The organism is Desulfosporosinus sp. OT (assembly GCF_000224515.1).
In the GTDB taxonomy this organism is placed as follows: domain Bacteria; phylum Bacillota; class Desulfitobacteriia; order Desulfitobacteriales; family Desulfitobacteriaceae; genus Desulfosporosinus.
This window is the reverse complement of record NZ_AGAF01000049.1, coordinates 1-13,329: the sequence shown is the minus strand read 5'-3', so window position 1 is coordinate 13,329 and position 13,329 is coordinate 1. Positions and strand designations below refer to the sequence as shown.

Below are 13,329 nucleotides of genomic sequence, written 5' to 3'. Positions count from 1 at the left end.
CCAACATCCCGCTTATGGTTGAGTCCCACCATTTTGTGTTTCCAGTAACAGTTTTTATCCCATCCTTCATTAAACCTTTTATAATCGCATTGTAACTTTTCCCCTCTAGGTATTCGCGGAAAACCCTGCGAACCAATTCTGCCTCTTCTTCATTTATAACAAGCTCGCCGTCTTTATTATTATCGTATCCTAGAAACCTAGTGGTATTGACAAGCACCCTGCCACTTTCGAACTTTCGAAGAATCCCCCATCTCGTAACATCCGATTGGTTTCTGCTGCTATCCTGCCTCGTCCACGGAAACATATTCTTCATTTCAGTCTCTAATTAACAACCGTATATCCGATGCAAATTTTTGCTGGAACGAAACGAAATACACATCTAATGACTTAACGACAGTCTCTCCACAACATTTGCTTTATCCTGCTCAGACGGCTGAGTATATATCCTTGTCGTATTTAAGCTCCTATGCCCCAGGATCTCCGCGACCATCTCCAGTCCTTCTCCAGTTTTTAGAAGGTTCCGAGCAAACGTATGCCGAATGAAATCCAAACGTTTGGATTTGTTTCGACACACGTATGCCGTTAAAATGTTAAACGGTGGCGCAGATATTCTAACCGTACAGGATCTATTAGCCCATGCGTCCCCTGAAATGACCTTGAGATATGCAAAACTATTGGATGACAACAAGAGAAAAGCGTTTGAAGCTGTCATTAATCAGGGTGTGTTTTAGTTTTGATTTAAATGGTCATGTTCAAGAAATCAAGGCTGATGAAGACATCCCTACAGATATTTTAAATACCTTATGGCTAGACCAAAAGCTGAATGCGATGGACAACCCTTACGGGACGTGTCACGTTCGTTTAAATGGCAATTGTTCTTACATGGAAACACCACCTTGTCTAATATGTAACGCAGGCAATCCATGTAAGGACTTAGCCATTGGCTTTTCGGAATTAGATCTGCAAAAGTATGAATTACTGATTAAAACAACGTCCAGAGCCATCGTTGTAGCAAAACAACATGCTCGTGAAGATATTGCGGAGAAACACAGAAGGAATTTAGAGCGATATAAGGGTATCTTAAGTACTATTCAAGGGGGCAACATTATCTTTGGTCGACAAGATCGTATGAAGAAAAAGCTGGGTGTCCCAAATGCCTAACTATGACCGTAAAGAGCATCTAAAAACCATTCACGCTTCAAGGAAAGCCCTTACCTATAAAAAGGTCGACGAAGCCGTCAAAAGGCTAATACGAGCTAATGAGAGCATTAACTTTAACAGTGTTGCAAGCGAGGCAGGCGTGGCAAAAGCAACTCTTTACAACCATCCTGAATTACGCGAACGTGTTGAAACATTACGTCAAAAACAAGCACACACCCCAACTGCAAAACAAGTAAAGCGAGACATGAATGATGCAAACAAAGCAGCGCTTATAGAAACATTGAAACGAAAAGTAAAGAAATTAGAGAGTGAAAATAAAGACCTACGAGAACAGATAAAAGTAGCATACGCTCAAATTTATGAGAAAACATAACGGACAAGAGTCCAACATATTAGACATATATAATATGTTGGACTCCTTTATTTTTAATCATTTGCATAAATTAGGTCTTGATAAAGGTAGTTTTGTTACATTAGATGATTCATTGAGTAGCCCTTACGTTCTGTTTTCTCTTCCTTCTCAGTCCGAAAAAAAACGAAACGGGATACCTTTCGGCATCCCGTAATTGTTGAAAATTGAATTCCCCAGACATCATCTAAATGAAATATGCAATTCCTTCCCTAATCCTGTGGCCAACTTTTTTAAAAATCGCAAAGAAGGATTTGCTTCGCCAGCTTCTAATCGACTAATATTACTTTGTCGAGTACCAATCCTTTTGGCCAACTTTCCTGTGTTAACCCCTGATTGATTCTGGCTTCAATGATTTCTTTTATAATTTCAAGAAGTTTCCTCCCTACTTAAAAGCTTCACTTTTAACCAAACATCTCCCTGAAGTGTTAGCATTTCCCCTTCCAGGGTGTATTCGGTACCCAAGCCTGTTTCATCCGTCGCCAGTTCGTAGACTTTGCCGATATCATGCAAGATAATTCCGGAATACAACAGGTCCGTATTACAGGGATAGATGGTCGTTAGCTTCTCTGCTGCAAGGAGCATGGTCGTGATGTGTTGGAGAAGACCGCCCAGGTATGAGTGATGATTGGATTTTGCGGCTGGGTAGTACATAAGTCTACCTTTATTCTTCTGAATGACTGTTTGGACTGCAACTTTGAGCTTGTCGTTTAAGCTCAGTGATGTTTTGCGTTACGAATTATTGTGACATTTCTCACAGGTAGGAGCATTGGTTTCTACTGACATATTCACCATTCCTCTCTTCTTCCCTTAGTGATAGTACATCCCTTTTTAAGCAAAACGAAAGGAAGCTCCCCCTAAAGAGCAACTTCCGAATATTTACATATTTTCAGTAGGGATTTACCCCACCACAATTAAGATAATTTCACCTCGTTCGTGAGGAATTTGTCAAATGACCTTAGCTTATTCATAACCTCCTTTGTTCTCTGTGGCTCAGTCTTGCACTCCATTACTACATTAAGTTCACTGTCCGCAATGGAGCAGGGGCGGACACATATTCCCGTCTTTATCGACTGTGTAAGAACTATTGATCATTCTGTTGCTGAATTTGGCGATTGAATAATGAATTGAAGCTCTCTCTAAGTGCTGGGAAATCTAATTTTATTCTAGTCCTTGTCCGACTTTTTCATTAGCATCTCTTGATACTTATCTAAGACAGCATCTAACTCTCGACTTGCGGCTACAACCTTCAGATCGGTATAAGATCTGCCTTCTTTTAATTTGATCATGTTTATACGTAATACTTCGATTTGCCTTAACAATTCTTCGATTTCAGACATACAAATCCTCCTTTTACTATTTGTGTTCACAAAAAAAGAAAGTCCCCGGCAACGCCGAGGACCTTAAGGTAAGCTTCCATGATTGAAAGTTTGACTGATATAAGGATATTAATCTCCTTTGTTTGTTCTTTCTACGTGTCTATTCTCTGACACATTACATTGAAATTCTTAGAACACATCTCTCTGGCTACATTATTAAAACTTTTTTAGTGCTACACCATGCTTAACGTCCATATTATACCATATTAAGACTGTAAAATAGGGCTCCCACCGTTTCTGATAAGAGTCAATGAGTAGGACGAGCGATTTTACAAGAAGTATCATGCTCTGGATCAAATAATGCAAGTACGCCAGACCATTTCCCTCCATATGATATTTAAATAAGCACAAGCATCCAAATGGTTTGCTTGTGCTTATTATAGTACCAATGGTAAGCTGGTCTTTTACTGGATATCCTGCGTTTAATATGAAAAATGTGACATACCCTAGACTCGAAGGTTGGTAAATTTTTCAGCAGCCTGTACTTCGTTGGCTAAGAAAAATACGTCCTTTCCTTTGTTACTTTCGTAAATAAAATCTTTTAAGCTATTACTTGTATAACTAGAAAAATCGCCGACAATAGCCATTTTAATATGATAGTTAACAAACTTCTGTAGAATATCTCCGGCAAGTTTTGTTTTTAAATCAAAAAAATCCTCACATATTGCTGCTTTATCCAGGATTATGTAATTGCATCCTGTTTCATATTTTATAGTTGCCATAAAATCTAAAGCCGATTGAACATCTCTAACCAGAACCTCATCGCTTTTAACAACAGCAATTTCAATGTTACTTTGTTTTAGAGTAGTAATTTTCATTGTCGTCCTCCATCCACGATTTTATTGGTACTAAGTATAACAGCAAAGTGATTTTTCCGAAATCCGCGAAAATGCACGGTCATTTGTGGTGTCGTATAATGCTACAAATGCGTCATAACAGTGTAGACGGTAATAAGCTCATTCGCCTGTTGTTTTATCACTCCATGCCTGCATCAGCCTAGTCGCCCTTTGGGGACAAAGTTGTCGGTTTTGTCCAATCCTGCCCTCAGGATTATATACCGCGTTCTCTTGCATTTATTCCCTTTCAAGAATACTTCAGCTACTCCTGCTCTGATCTCAAAGATTCAAGGACAGCCGGTAACTTGCTTGATAATTGACAATAATTTTTATCCACTTTGACGTAACCTTTTACCAAATAACATCTCTAAGTTAATGAAAAGAGTTATAAGGGGGTTATCGTATGGACATCAAACAACTTACCGCCATTTGTGGCCTGGATTGCTTCAACTGCGTTTTGTATCAAGCCAACATCACACAACAAATGACTGATTACATCGTCGCTGAAGCGAAACTTAGTCCAGAACAAGTGGCCTGTCAGGGCTGCCGATCAGGAGGGTGTCTGGTCGCATGCCGGGATTGTGCCACTGAGGCATGTGCCAAAGAACACGGTGTATATTTCTGCTCTGAATGTCCTGAATTTCCATGTGCCAAATTTATTCCCAGCAGCCAGCGTTCAGACACGTATCCTCATAATTTTAAGCTATACAATCTGTGCCGCATTAAATTGATTGGATTGGACGAATGGGCCAAAGAAGCCAAGGACATACGAACAAAGTACTTTAAAGGACGGTTTGTACCAGGACTAGGTCCTATTATTGATTAATGGAAACCTACTCTAATATCATAAGTTTCTTTTCCTGGAGTAATTGTTTCAAACGCAGCACTTTACTATAATAACCGTCATGATTAGGTTCATTATCATATAACCTGATCACTTTTTGCATGAAACCTAGTTCGGCGAAGGCCCTATCCCTTAAAGAGGGAGTGGAGCGATTGACCGGGTTAATGCGGGTGATCAGGTTTTCTTTGCCCTCGACTTTTAGGTAGGTTACCCAGAGAGAACAACTACAAGGGTTCGACGCTTTAATCAAAGAACAGCGGCCCTCTATGTTTTCCTTCATGTGACTACGTGCCCGGTGTACGTTTACTTTAACCGCCCCTTGGGAAATTTCCATAATATCTGCTACATCACCGCCCGGTAAATCCAAAAGAATCTTAAGGATAAATGCGATCCTCTGTTGCTTTGGCAGGCAATGCATGAACATTTGCAGGCACGACTCCCGCATTTCTGCTATCAAAACTTGGTCCTCCACTGGGGTCATGAGCTTCATTTTGCTAAAAACCTCTTTCTCATTGATCCCCATACGGGCAGCTAAATCTTCTATTGGGAGACGTTTTTGCCTTTTTTTAATGAACCGATAAGCACAACGTAAGGTTATTTTAAATAGCCATGTGTACTGAGAACTCTTTCCCTGGAACTGAGCTCGGGAGCGATAGGCATTAAGCCACGCTTCTTGTACAACATCCTCAGCATCTTCGCGATTGCCCGTTAGCCGATAGGCAAGCTGATAAAGTTTTTCATAATTATCGGCATACAGATGATCGAATTGATCGGCCAGGGCCCCCAAGGTTTCCAATTTTCGCTCTGTGTCCTCACCGCTAATCATTGTTTTCCTCCACCGTTGTTATTCATCTATGTTACCTAACCAATGAAGAATTTTAGGCTCCAAAACCACCCTACTGTATACCCTCTCATTATGGCATAACGCTTGTTCAAAATTTGGCGAACGGAGTCACAGAAACAAAAAGCCCCTACCTTCAGGTAGGAGCGATACATAACAAATCAGTTAGTGTTTCTAATGCCCTCAGCAATGAGGGCTTACCTTATTAAAAAAAGTGTCCCCTCACAAGGAGGGGGAGTGAAGGAGGATAAGGAATGAAAAAGCAAGATCTATATTAACCGTTATATTAACGGGTGTCGATTGAGTTGATGCTTGTTTCGCCTTTAGATCCACGCTCTCGATTAGGAAAGTGTAATACCGATCAACAACAGTTGTTATGACTTTCTTTAGTTATCATAAACCATATTTGTTACCCTTCCATGAACTATGTATGAAGAATTTGTTAAAAAACGCTAAAAGGCCCCTCTTTCGGCAGGGGCTACACTTGATAAAATGACCCATTCTATCAACTTGATTCAACCTGCTTCAAGATCCCCGGAAGCAGTTAGCGCTTGTCACCTGCCCACTTAACAAACGGCTGAGGTGTGATGCATTCTTTTCCCTCCGTGAAAGTACGCGCTGAACGAGCGTTAGTTTGACCTAGGCGAGAGGGTTGCGGGTACAACTTAATCAAGCGTTGATTTCAAGATTCCATCATAACTACTTGCTCACAGGCTTCGGCTGAGTTGATCATCATGGGACTAAGGACAGAGCATGAGTTTTGCTCCCTTCTTCTGAATGAGTGTTCTGCCTGGATTTAGCGTTAGTCTTAAGCGTGAACGAAAGCATTTGTTCGTGTTTGATACGATGCTCCTAATCGAATTCGTTTCTGGTATCGGCTGAAAACATAGTATTGTTTGGTAATCGCGAGAATGAACGAGCGTAAACTTGCTTGCTTTAGGTCTAGCCGTTAATATGAATTGAATGAGCGTTTAAAGTAATTGCTTATTTTAGACGCAGGCATACTATGATTTACGTTCTTTGTTAAAATGGCCATTTTACACTCACCCCTTGCTGCTTGATGTATCAGCTCGGCTCCAAAACGCACGCCAAAACAAATGAACGTTTATCCTGAAGTATTGTTGCCCCCGCAGGGAGCTATTCTAGGCATATTGCTTAATTTAAGTTACTTGAACAAAGTTTTGTTTAGCCTTTGTTTATGAGAGACTCTACAAGAGACGAAGTTAAGAAAAGCACACCAACACAAACTAACGTTTGAATTGGTGTGCTTCGTTTTCATCAAAGATAATTCCCTTAACCCTCTCATCTTATTTTCTTTACTCCACCTCTACATCTTTAGCGCACAAATATCTTCCAGCTAGGGTTATATAGCTTCATCTGCCCCAGTGGAACCAAGTAATGCAGTGATTACAACCCCATGAGGGAGCATACCAGTACTTTCCTGTCCGTGCCAAAAAATCCAAACTCTTGCCTTATTTCATTATGGCACGCTACGGGAATGACTTTGCTTACGTGTGAAAGCTGGAAACGAAAATCATGAAGAAATTGACCGAAGGCCAGTAAGAAACATTAAGAGGTGAAATGGGTTTGGAATGGACAGAACGTCAACAGCGAATTGTGGAAATAGTGAAAGCCTAAGGGTTCCATCACTGGTGAAAAATTTAGGCAAAGCTGGATTTGACGCGAGCCACTCTCCGCCCGAATTTAACCATTTTGACGAGACCCGACTGCGAGTTGGAATATTCTTACCAGGAAAACAGCAACCCTTCCCCAAACATGGAACGAATGCTTCAGCTGCGGGTTTGTGCGTTCAATTCTATGCCGATCACCATACTGGAAAAGCGCAAGCGTCTATGAAGCGACGGTTACTATGTTCACGAAAAACGTAGGGAGCCTAGCGGTTGCCGGGACGGATCGCGTTCTTTTTGGAATGATTCCACGCAAAGATATTATGAAGGCCTCTTTAGGCAAAGGCGACCTTTAACAAGTAACCGTCGGTGTCATTATGACGCGCATGCCTAATATTTATACGACGACCAAGATAGATCTGCCTTGAATGCGGCAAAAAGACAGTGCAGCAGTCCCCTGATGAACAGTATTTCGATAAACCGAAGCCATTGAATTCACTGTAAAAATGATAATTGTAAAGATCCACGAGGGGTACATTTGTTGATGTTGTTCTCTAGTTAGTGTTTCACGGACATCAAAAACTCCCCTCAGTATGTACTTAGCCCACAAAGGAATCAAGCCCGTAAATATTCCGTTGGTCCCTATATAATCAAATTTCTTAGGAAATTGATTGGTCTTATATGGAACGTCCCTTTAGGGCCATTATCGGCGGTGCCAAAGTGGGCGATAAGATGGGAGTGATTGAAAACCTCCTAGAAAAGATCAACGCCTTGATCATCGGCGGAGGGATGGTGAATGTGGTGGTTTCTTTCCTCGGTATACTAAGGTAATAATAAAGGGCCAATGACTACGTAACTGCCAAAAATAACTGGAGAATGATTCTTGTAACATACGTACATGCGGAGTCGGGCAGGAAACCGTTGTTTGGTGGAGAATTATCTTAAAAGGGGGTGTAATATATGATTCGTACTAGCTCCTTAGTAATTTATTAAAAAAAGTTCAAGCAATATTTAATATTTCTTTACACAGTACCACTAAAAACATTTAAGAAATAACCTTGACATAATCTTTTGGCAGTTTTAACCCTTTTCTCCTACATACTATATTGATGGAGGTTTTAGAATATGAAACATCCATTTTACACTTTTTGTATCACCATAGTTTTGATCGGATTAGCTATAGGCTTGCTCTGGACAGGAAAAGACCATGACGGTCTTGCCTCGACCATAATCATTACCACTTCTGGCTACTGGCTTGGTCAAGCGAACATTGAAAAACCAGTTACGAAAAGTAGGGGCGCTTAATGCGCCTCTTTCTCTTAGGAAAAACAACAATTATTTTGCCCAGAGAGAGTTCATCTCAGATTATTGATTTATTAAATGCTCGATTTCCTTTTACACCTAAAGGGTGCATTAATTGGGATAAAGTATTAAAGAAATATACAGTTACGAAACTTAACGAGTTTACTCATTTCTATGAATCAGGGTGTTCATTTAGATAGCACTTCAAATTGCTGCACATCATAAATAATCCGAAAAAGGTCAGCCTTATCTTTTGCTTAAATTTATAAGTACCTCGACCTAAAATAGGCTCTTCACATCTTCAACAAGGTCATAACCTTTGTTTTCAGAGGAGGAGTAGTATGATCAGCGTGGGGATTGATGTTTCAAAGGGAAAAAGTATAGTCTGTTTTCTGAAACCGTATGGTGAGATTTTACATAAGCCTTTGAGGTAAAGCATACGGAAAGTGATTTAAAAACTCTAGTAGATAAGATTAACACTCTTAAAGAGGAAACCCGTGTCGTTATGGAATCAACAGGGGCTTATCATTATCCGGTACTCACATATCTGAAAGAGCATGATATTTCTGCTTCTGTTATTAATCCGCTAGTAATGAACAAGTATGTTAATGTGGCCATCCGTAAAGGAAAGACGGACAAGCTTGATGCCATCAAGATAGCGAATTTTGGTTTAGATCAAAATCCAATGCGAACTACGCCAGGCCATTTTCCCCTTATTATAAGTAAATAAGCACAAGCATCCAACCCGATCATCGGATTGTTTACCTGTGCTTTTATAGTACCAATACGTATTTGGGAGTTTTTGAAAAGTAGTAGTTTTATTGTCCCAGTTGATTTGATTTCAGAGATAAATACATAGTAAATCGACGAAAAATGAGAAAAAAAATGACTTTTGCATTTTAGCCAAAACATGCTTCCAAAAAGTTGAAATAGACAACGCCTAAATCGTCGCTCAAGGTCAAAGATCAAAACGAGGAAATTGCTTTTGAATATGTGGACATAATGGTCATTCGCTCCTATAAACACCAAATTCATAAACAAAAACACACACTAAAGCCCATAGACCACCTACAGTCAAACTAGTGACCATCGCACTAGGAGTATGTATGCGGAGGCAAATCGGGCTAAGAGCTAAAAAAACCAGCAAGACAATTCCGCCAATTAGTATAATAATCTGAGTAAACCACGGTTTATTTCGCCCGCTAATGTATCCCAAGACAGCATAAAAAGAGATGGCAGCTATTAAGAATCCAGAACTTGGGGCTTGAAACGGCGTAACGTTTTCAAAGACGTTGATATTTTCGCCACGGAAGAAAAACCGAAATAAGAGGTCAATCACTGTACCGCCTCCCCACGCGAAGGCTAGGGGAAACACATGTGACCAGTTCTTAGTTGTGACTCGCAGAACAATCACTGCCAGCACAAACCAAAGCATTATTGTGAGATGAGTTCCAAGGGCGTTAATCCCTCTCATCAGATCAATAACCAAGGGTGAAGATGTAACGTCCAACCAAAATACAACGAGGTTATCAAACTCGCCGACCTCTTGGAAAACGAAATCCTGAATTAAGCCCATCAGCATAATGAATAGGGCAATAAAAAGGAGACCAGCAACTGTAACAAAAAAACGTTGCTTACCTAGGGATAAATAACGACTGGGCAGTTGCGATAGCTGTTTCTCTAGCCAAGCCATAAAATGCTCATGCTTCTTATATATAAGGTAGAAAATTATAGAAATCACGGCAGCCATGGTTCCCAACAATAGAGAATAGCGATGGAAGATAGGTAATATGGTTTTCCAACGACTACCCAAAAGCCGACCTAGGACTATGAACAGGGTTGTCCATAAAGTTGCTCCTAGATAGGCAAAGAATGCAAAGTTTCGGTAACTCAATCGGCTTAAGCCTGCAATGTACCCAGAAAGATGGCGAACACCGGGAATAAAATATCCAACCGTAAGAAGTTTTCCTCCATGCCGTTGATACCAAACCAATACTTTTTCTAAACGTTGGCTTCCTGCATGTTTCTTCAGATGTACCAAGATTTTCTGCTGAAAGAATGTTCCTAAAATATAGGCGATCGTAATACCTGTAGCACTGCCTGCAGTTGCTGAAATGATGGCAAGAAAAGGATTAAGCTGACCGGAATAAGTTAAGGAACCAACAAAGGTCAATAGAAATTCATCGGGAATAGGAATTCCCAAAATAGACGTTGCTAAAATTACAAACAATCCTACATACCCATATTGGGAAATATAGTGAACTAGAAGCTGTAAAGTCATGATTGCTCCTTTCACCCAAAGCTAACGTCAAGTTCAAGATGTTTTGTAACGCCTAAAATGTGTCCAACCTACGGTTAAAGCAAGTCCTAGGCCAGTTAGCCCCATAACAATGAGAAAAACTAAACCGATAAGTGGAAGGCTAACCAAGGCGACAAATAATGTAGATTGAGCTAAACTCCTGGTAATGGCAGGGTACTCCAATATCCTTGATGACAACACCTTGGTTCCAATAAATTGCATAACAGGAATCAGCCCAAGCACCGCTAAAACGATACCCAAGATGATAAGGAGAGCTGCTAACGGAATACCAAACACCGTCAGGGTAAGCAAAACCGCCAAAGAAACGAGTAACATTAAAAACGCTGTACCTATCCCAAATAAACGGAGAAAATCTGTAGAAAGTAAGTATTCGGATGAACTTAAACGGTTTCTCATGAAGTAACCCAACCCAGTAAAGAAAACTATGCCTAAAAAACCAACCACTACTCTTAGAGCCCAGATTCCCAAAAGAATTACTCCCCCAAGCAAGGAGTCATTAACTAGCTTTTCCGAAAAGTTGATTTCAAAAACCCCCGTCTTGGGACTTTTTAAGGCTGAATTGTAAACATGTCCACCTAGGTCAACGACCAAATCAACCTGGGCTGTTGGTTCCAAGTACACATTACCATTAATCACAAGAACAGCATCGGTCACATTTCCGGCAATCCGTGCGTCTGTACCAACACTAAGAACCGTTTCAACTGAATGACCTTCGGGGACGGTAATGGGATAGCCCCCCATCTGCGTTACAATCGCATCGGCTAAAGCATAATTAGGCAAAGAGAGCAGTAATACGGAGATAAAAATTATGCCTAAGCTTAATCTGTACCCGAATCTCATAAAGACACCTCTTTAAAACGGCTTCCCCGTAATAATGCTCGAATCATATAAATACCGATAACAGTTAAAAAGAAAGATGTAACCCCAATTCCCCAACTGGTCGTCGTTGGCAACAGCATCATTAGAACCGTTTTTATCCGCCAAAATGCATAACCCGTGGAGTAAAACAAATGAACGATTCTAAGAAGGAATGGTGACAAGAGAAGAAGCGGAATCCCCAGCATAACTAGAGCGATGAGCGTGATAACTCTTTGCTTGCTGACTTTTTGCTGTTCTCGCTCGATGGCGATAAGAATACGTTGTTCTAGGTCAATCGGTACAGGAGTGTTCTCTAGTGATTGCTGAACCTTTTCGTGAAGCATCTGAAATTCCCTCGCCACGTTCTGGCAATTCTGACAGGAAAGCAGATGAACCTTAATTTCTCCATACTCAGTATCACACAGCTCTCCGTCAATGTATTCTGAAATCCGTTCCAGGGATTCATGGCATTCCAACTTTACCACTCCTTTACCGTTCTCCTTCAGAGAGTATTCTTCTTAATTGCATCCTAGCAGAATAAATTCTTGACTTTACTGTTCCGACTGGAATCCCCAGAATGTTGGCGATTTCTTCATAGCTATACCCTTCCCACTCTCGGAGCACTAATGTTTTCCTATACTCAGTATTAAGACTTCTTAAGGCTTCCAAAATGTCTAAGTGCTGATCCCAGTATAGGGAAGTATCGTGGGACTCCGAATCAAGCTCTAGGACGGGGATTGGTGTCGGTTCCTTTTTTTTAAGTGGTCAAGGCAACTATGAGTAATTATTTTCTTAAGCCAGGAATTAAAGGCATGTAGGTCATTCAGTTGCGATATGGAACGGTGAATCTTTATGAAAATCTCTTGGGAGATATCTTCAGCCTCGACAAGGTCGTGAAGGAAGGCAAAAGCCGTGCGGTAAACATAAGGTGTATAGGACTTTACAAAGATCACAAAAGATTCTTCATCCCCAGCACGAACTTTAGCAATTAGTTCACGGTTAAACTCGGTCACAGCGTGATACGTTCCTCTCGTATACAAAATCGCAGAACAAGGATTCACTGTATCCCATTTCCAAGCACCTCATATCCTATCTCTAACCCCTTTCTACTACGCTCTTACCCGAACTGATTCTTTCGTTTTCTGCCCGTGGCCAACTAAAAAATAACACGTATTGCTCAAAGCCCAAAACACTTTGACCCTCTTCTCTTCTTGATGATCTTTTTAGCTAAACCAAGGAAGAATTAACGGAATCGATGTCGTCACAACCAATAAATCAAAGTCAAAAACGCAACTCCAATTATCAAGATATCAAAACGGTGAAATAAAGGCTTAAGCGAATTCTACTTCTCACCTAATTTTGCCCCAATAACGATTAAGATAAAACACCACCGAAGTGATAGCTTTTTGACTTTATGATCTCAAAATTAAAGACGAATAAAAGAGGCAAAAAGTTCGCGAACTTTTTGCCTCTTTTATTCGTCTTTTTAAATGAGGGGTTTTTCAAGCAGTTTTCATTGTAAGAATAATTGCAGAGAGGAGACCAAAAGCTTGGGGATAATAACAGATAGGGGCACTCGTGTTGCCTTTTTTACCTTAGTGTTTTTGGCATCCACTTGGTATCACATAAAGAAAGTTAAGCAACAAGACAATGAATCTAAAAATAAATGCAAAGACGCAACTCAACCTTAATAAGCGCGATCAAGCCCAATTCACCCCGCGTTCATTGACACGGGGCTGAATTGGAGTCAC

16 protein-coding genes and 3 pseudogenes are annotated in these 13,329 nt (G+C 40.5%); 9 read left to right on the top strand and 10 right to left on the bottom strand.

The window, feature by feature from the left end; genetic code table 11:
* On the bottom strand, positions 1-313 hold a 313-nt coding region (locus DOT_RS04005; RefSeq protein WP_040411188.1), incomplete at its 3' end, for a recombinase family protein.
* A gap of 226 nt (positions 314-539) precedes the next feature.
* On the opposite strand from DOT_RS04005, the gene DOT_RS31215 reads away from it, so the two are divergent.
* The 3 genes from DOT_RS31215 to DOT_RS03990 are packed head-to-tail and all read left to right on the top strand — an operon-like array spanning position 540 to position 1,534.
* A complete protein-coding gene (locus tag DOT_RS31215; protein ID WP_009614545.1) occupies positions 540-731 on the top strand; it encodes a tyrosine-type recombinase/integrase in 192 nt (63 codons plus the stop codon).
* A complete protein-coding gene (locus DOT_RS03995; RefSeq protein ID WP_202798696.1) occupies positions 700-1,161 on the top strand; it encodes a transposase in 462 nt (153 codons plus the stop codon). The genes DOT_RS31215 and DOT_RS03995 overlap by 32 nt, the downstream gene beginning before the upstream one ends.
* Complete coding sequence (locus DOT_RS03990) at positions 1,154-1,534, top strand: DUF6262 family protein (protein ID WP_009614541.1); 381 nt, start codon at positions 1,154-1,156, stop codon at positions 1,532-1,534. Before DOT_RS03995 ends, DOT_RS03990 begins: the two co-directional genes overlap by 8 nt.
* Before the next feature lie 219 nt (positions 1,535-1,753).
* On the opposite strand, the gene DOT_RS28310 is transcribed toward DOT_RS03990, so the two are convergent.
* The 4 genes from DOT_RS28310 to DOT_RS03975 all read right to left on the bottom strand — a co-directional run bounded on the left by DOT_RS28310 (position 1,754) and on the right by DOT_RS03975 (position 3,767).
* Positions 1,754-1,885 (bottom strand): helix-turn-helix transcriptional regulator, encoded by a 132-nt coding sequence (locus DOT_RS28310; RefSeq protein WP_009614539.1) that lies wholly within the window; start codon positions 1,883-1,885, stop codon positions 1,754-1,756.
* A gap of 54 nt (positions 1,886-1,939) precedes the next feature.
* Entirely contained in the window at positions 1,940-2,290 is a 351-nt protein-coding gene (locus DOT_RS03985; protein WP_139024120.1) for a TraI domain-containing protein, read from the bottom strand.
* A gap of 446 nt (positions 2,291-2,736) precedes the next feature.
* Entirely contained in the window at positions 2,737-2,910 is a 174-nt protein-coding gene (locus DOT_RS03980) for an aspartyl-phosphate phosphatase Spo0E family protein (protein WP_009614534.1), read from the bottom strand.
* Between the two features lie 485 nt (positions 2,911-3,395).
* Positions 3,396-3,767: a DUF4180 domain-containing protein gene (locus DOT_RS03975; protein WP_009614529.1), complete on the bottom strand. Its 372-nt coding sequence runs from the start codon at positions 3,765-3,767 to the stop codon at positions 3,396-3,398.
* A 421-nt stretch (positions 3,768-4,188) separates the two neighbouring features.
* Here DOT_RS03975 and DOT_RS03970 point away from each other — a divergent pair, with 421 nt between their 5' ends.
* Complete coding sequence (locus DOT_RS03970) at positions 4,189-4,611, top strand: DUF3795 domain-containing protein (RefSeq protein ID WP_009614526.1); 423 nt, start codon at positions 4,189-4,191, stop codon at positions 4,609-4,611.
* Positions 4,612-4,618: 7 nt separating this feature from the next.
* On the opposite strand, the gene DOT_RS03965 is transcribed toward DOT_RS03970, so the two are convergent.
* The gene (locus DOT_RS03965) at positions 4,619-5,455 is read right to left on the bottom strand and encodes an RNA polymerase sigma factor (protein WP_009614524.1); all 837 of its coding nucleotides are present in this window, start codon (positions 5,453-5,455) and stop codon (positions 4,619-4,621) included.
* A gap of 1,602 nt (positions 5,456-7,057) precedes the next feature.
* On the opposite strand from DOT_RS03965, the pseudogene DOT_RS31595 reads away from it, so the two are divergent.
* From DOT_RS31595 to DOT_RS31590, 5 genes and pseudogenes are all read left to right on the top strand, one after another.
* Positions 7,058-7,451, top strand: a pseudogene (locus tag DOT_RS31595) (CBS domain-containing protein); the annotation flags it as partial.
* A 201-nt stretch (positions 7,452-7,652) separates the two neighbouring features.
* Positions 7,653-7,742: pseudogene (locus DOT_RS29550) on the top strand (kinase/pyrophosphorylase); the annotation flags it as partial.
* 40 nt (positions 7,743-7,782) lie between these two features.
* Positions 7,783-7,896, top strand: a pseudogene (gene pgk / locus DOT_RS28295) (phosphoglycerate kinase); the annotation flags it as partial.
* Between the two features lie 327 nt (positions 7,897-8,223).
* Positions 8,224-8,403: a hypothetical protein gene (locus tag DOT_RS03955; RefSeq protein WP_040411183.1), complete on the top strand. Its 180-nt coding sequence runs from the start codon at positions 8,224-8,226 to the stop codon at positions 8,401-8,403.
* A 469-nt stretch (positions 8,404-8,872) separates the two neighbouring features.
* Positions 8,873-9,130 (top strand): IS110 family transposase, encoded by a 258-nt coding sequence (locus tag DOT_RS31590; protein WP_242833765.1) that lies wholly within the window; start codon positions 8,873-8,875, stop codon positions 9,128-9,130.
* A gap of 276 nt (positions 9,131-9,406) precedes the next feature.
* Here DOT_RS31590 and DOT_RS03940 read toward each other — a convergent pair whose 3' ends face one another.
* The 4 genes from DOT_RS03940 to DOT_RS27670 form a co-directional block, all read right to left on the bottom strand.
* Complete coding sequence (locus DOT_RS03940; RefSeq protein WP_009614512.1) at positions 9,407-10,681, bottom strand: DedA family protein; 1,275 nt, start codon at positions 10,679-10,681, stop codon at positions 9,407-9,409.
* A 33-nt stretch (positions 10,682-10,714) separates the two neighbouring features.
* A complete protein-coding gene (locus tag DOT_RS03935; protein ID WP_009614510.1) occupies positions 10,715-11,560 on the bottom strand; it encodes a hypothetical protein in 846 nt (281 codons plus the stop codon).
* Positions 11,557-12,063: a zf-HC2 domain-containing protein gene (locus DOT_RS03930; protein WP_157998404.1), complete on the bottom strand. Its 507-nt coding sequence runs from the start codon at positions 12,061-12,063 to the stop codon at positions 11,557-11,559. The genes DOT_RS03935 and DOT_RS03930 overlap by 4 nt, the downstream gene beginning before the upstream one ends.
* Positions 12,064-12,303: 240 nt before the next feature.
* On the bottom strand, positions 12,304-12,591 hold the full coding sequence (locus tag DOT_RS27670; protein ID WP_009614497.1) for an RNA polymerase sigma factor: 288 nt from the start codon (positions 12,589-12,591) through the stop codon (positions 12,304-12,306).
* Positions 12,592-13,329 lie beyond the last annotated feature (738 nt).

Excerpts from the sequence above, each read along its gene's own strand:
- DOT_RS03965 (WP_009614524.1), bottom strand. The coding sequence starts at position 5,455 with ATGATTAGCGGTGAGGACACAGAGCGAAAATTGGAAACCTTGGGGGCC.
- DOT_RS03940 (WP_009614512.1), bottom strand. The coding sequence starts at position 10,681 with ATGACTTTACAGCTTCTAGTTCACTATATTTCCCAATATGGGTATGTA.
- DOT_RS03970 (WP_009614526.1), top strand. The coding sequence starts at position 4,189 with ATGGACATCAAACAACTTACCGCCATTTGTGGCCTGGATTGCTTCAAC.
- DOT_RS03980 (WP_009614534.1), bottom strand. The coding sequence starts at position 2,910 with ATGTCTGAAATCGAAGAATTGTTAAGGCAAATCGAAGTATTACGTATA.
- DOT_RS03935 (WP_009614510.1), bottom strand. The coding sequence starts at position 11,560 with ATGAGATTCGGGTACAGATTAAGCTTAGGCATAATTTTTATCTCCGTA.
- DOT_RS03955 (WP_040411183.1), top strand. The coding sequence starts at position 8,224 with ATGAAACATCCATTTTACACTTTTTGTATCACCATAGTTTTGATCGGA.
- DOT_RS03990 (WP_009614541.1), top strand. The coding sequence starts at position 1,154 with ATGCCTAACTATGACCGTAAAGAGCATCTAAAAACCATTCACGCTTCA.
- DOT_RS03975 (WP_009614529.1), bottom strand. The coding sequence starts at position 3,767 with ATGAAAATTACTACTCTAAAACAAAGTAACATTGAAATTGCTGTTGTT.
- DOT_RS31215 (WP_009614545.1), top strand. The coding sequence starts at position 540 with ATGAAATCCAAACGTTTGGATTTGTTTCGACACACGTATGCCGTTAAA.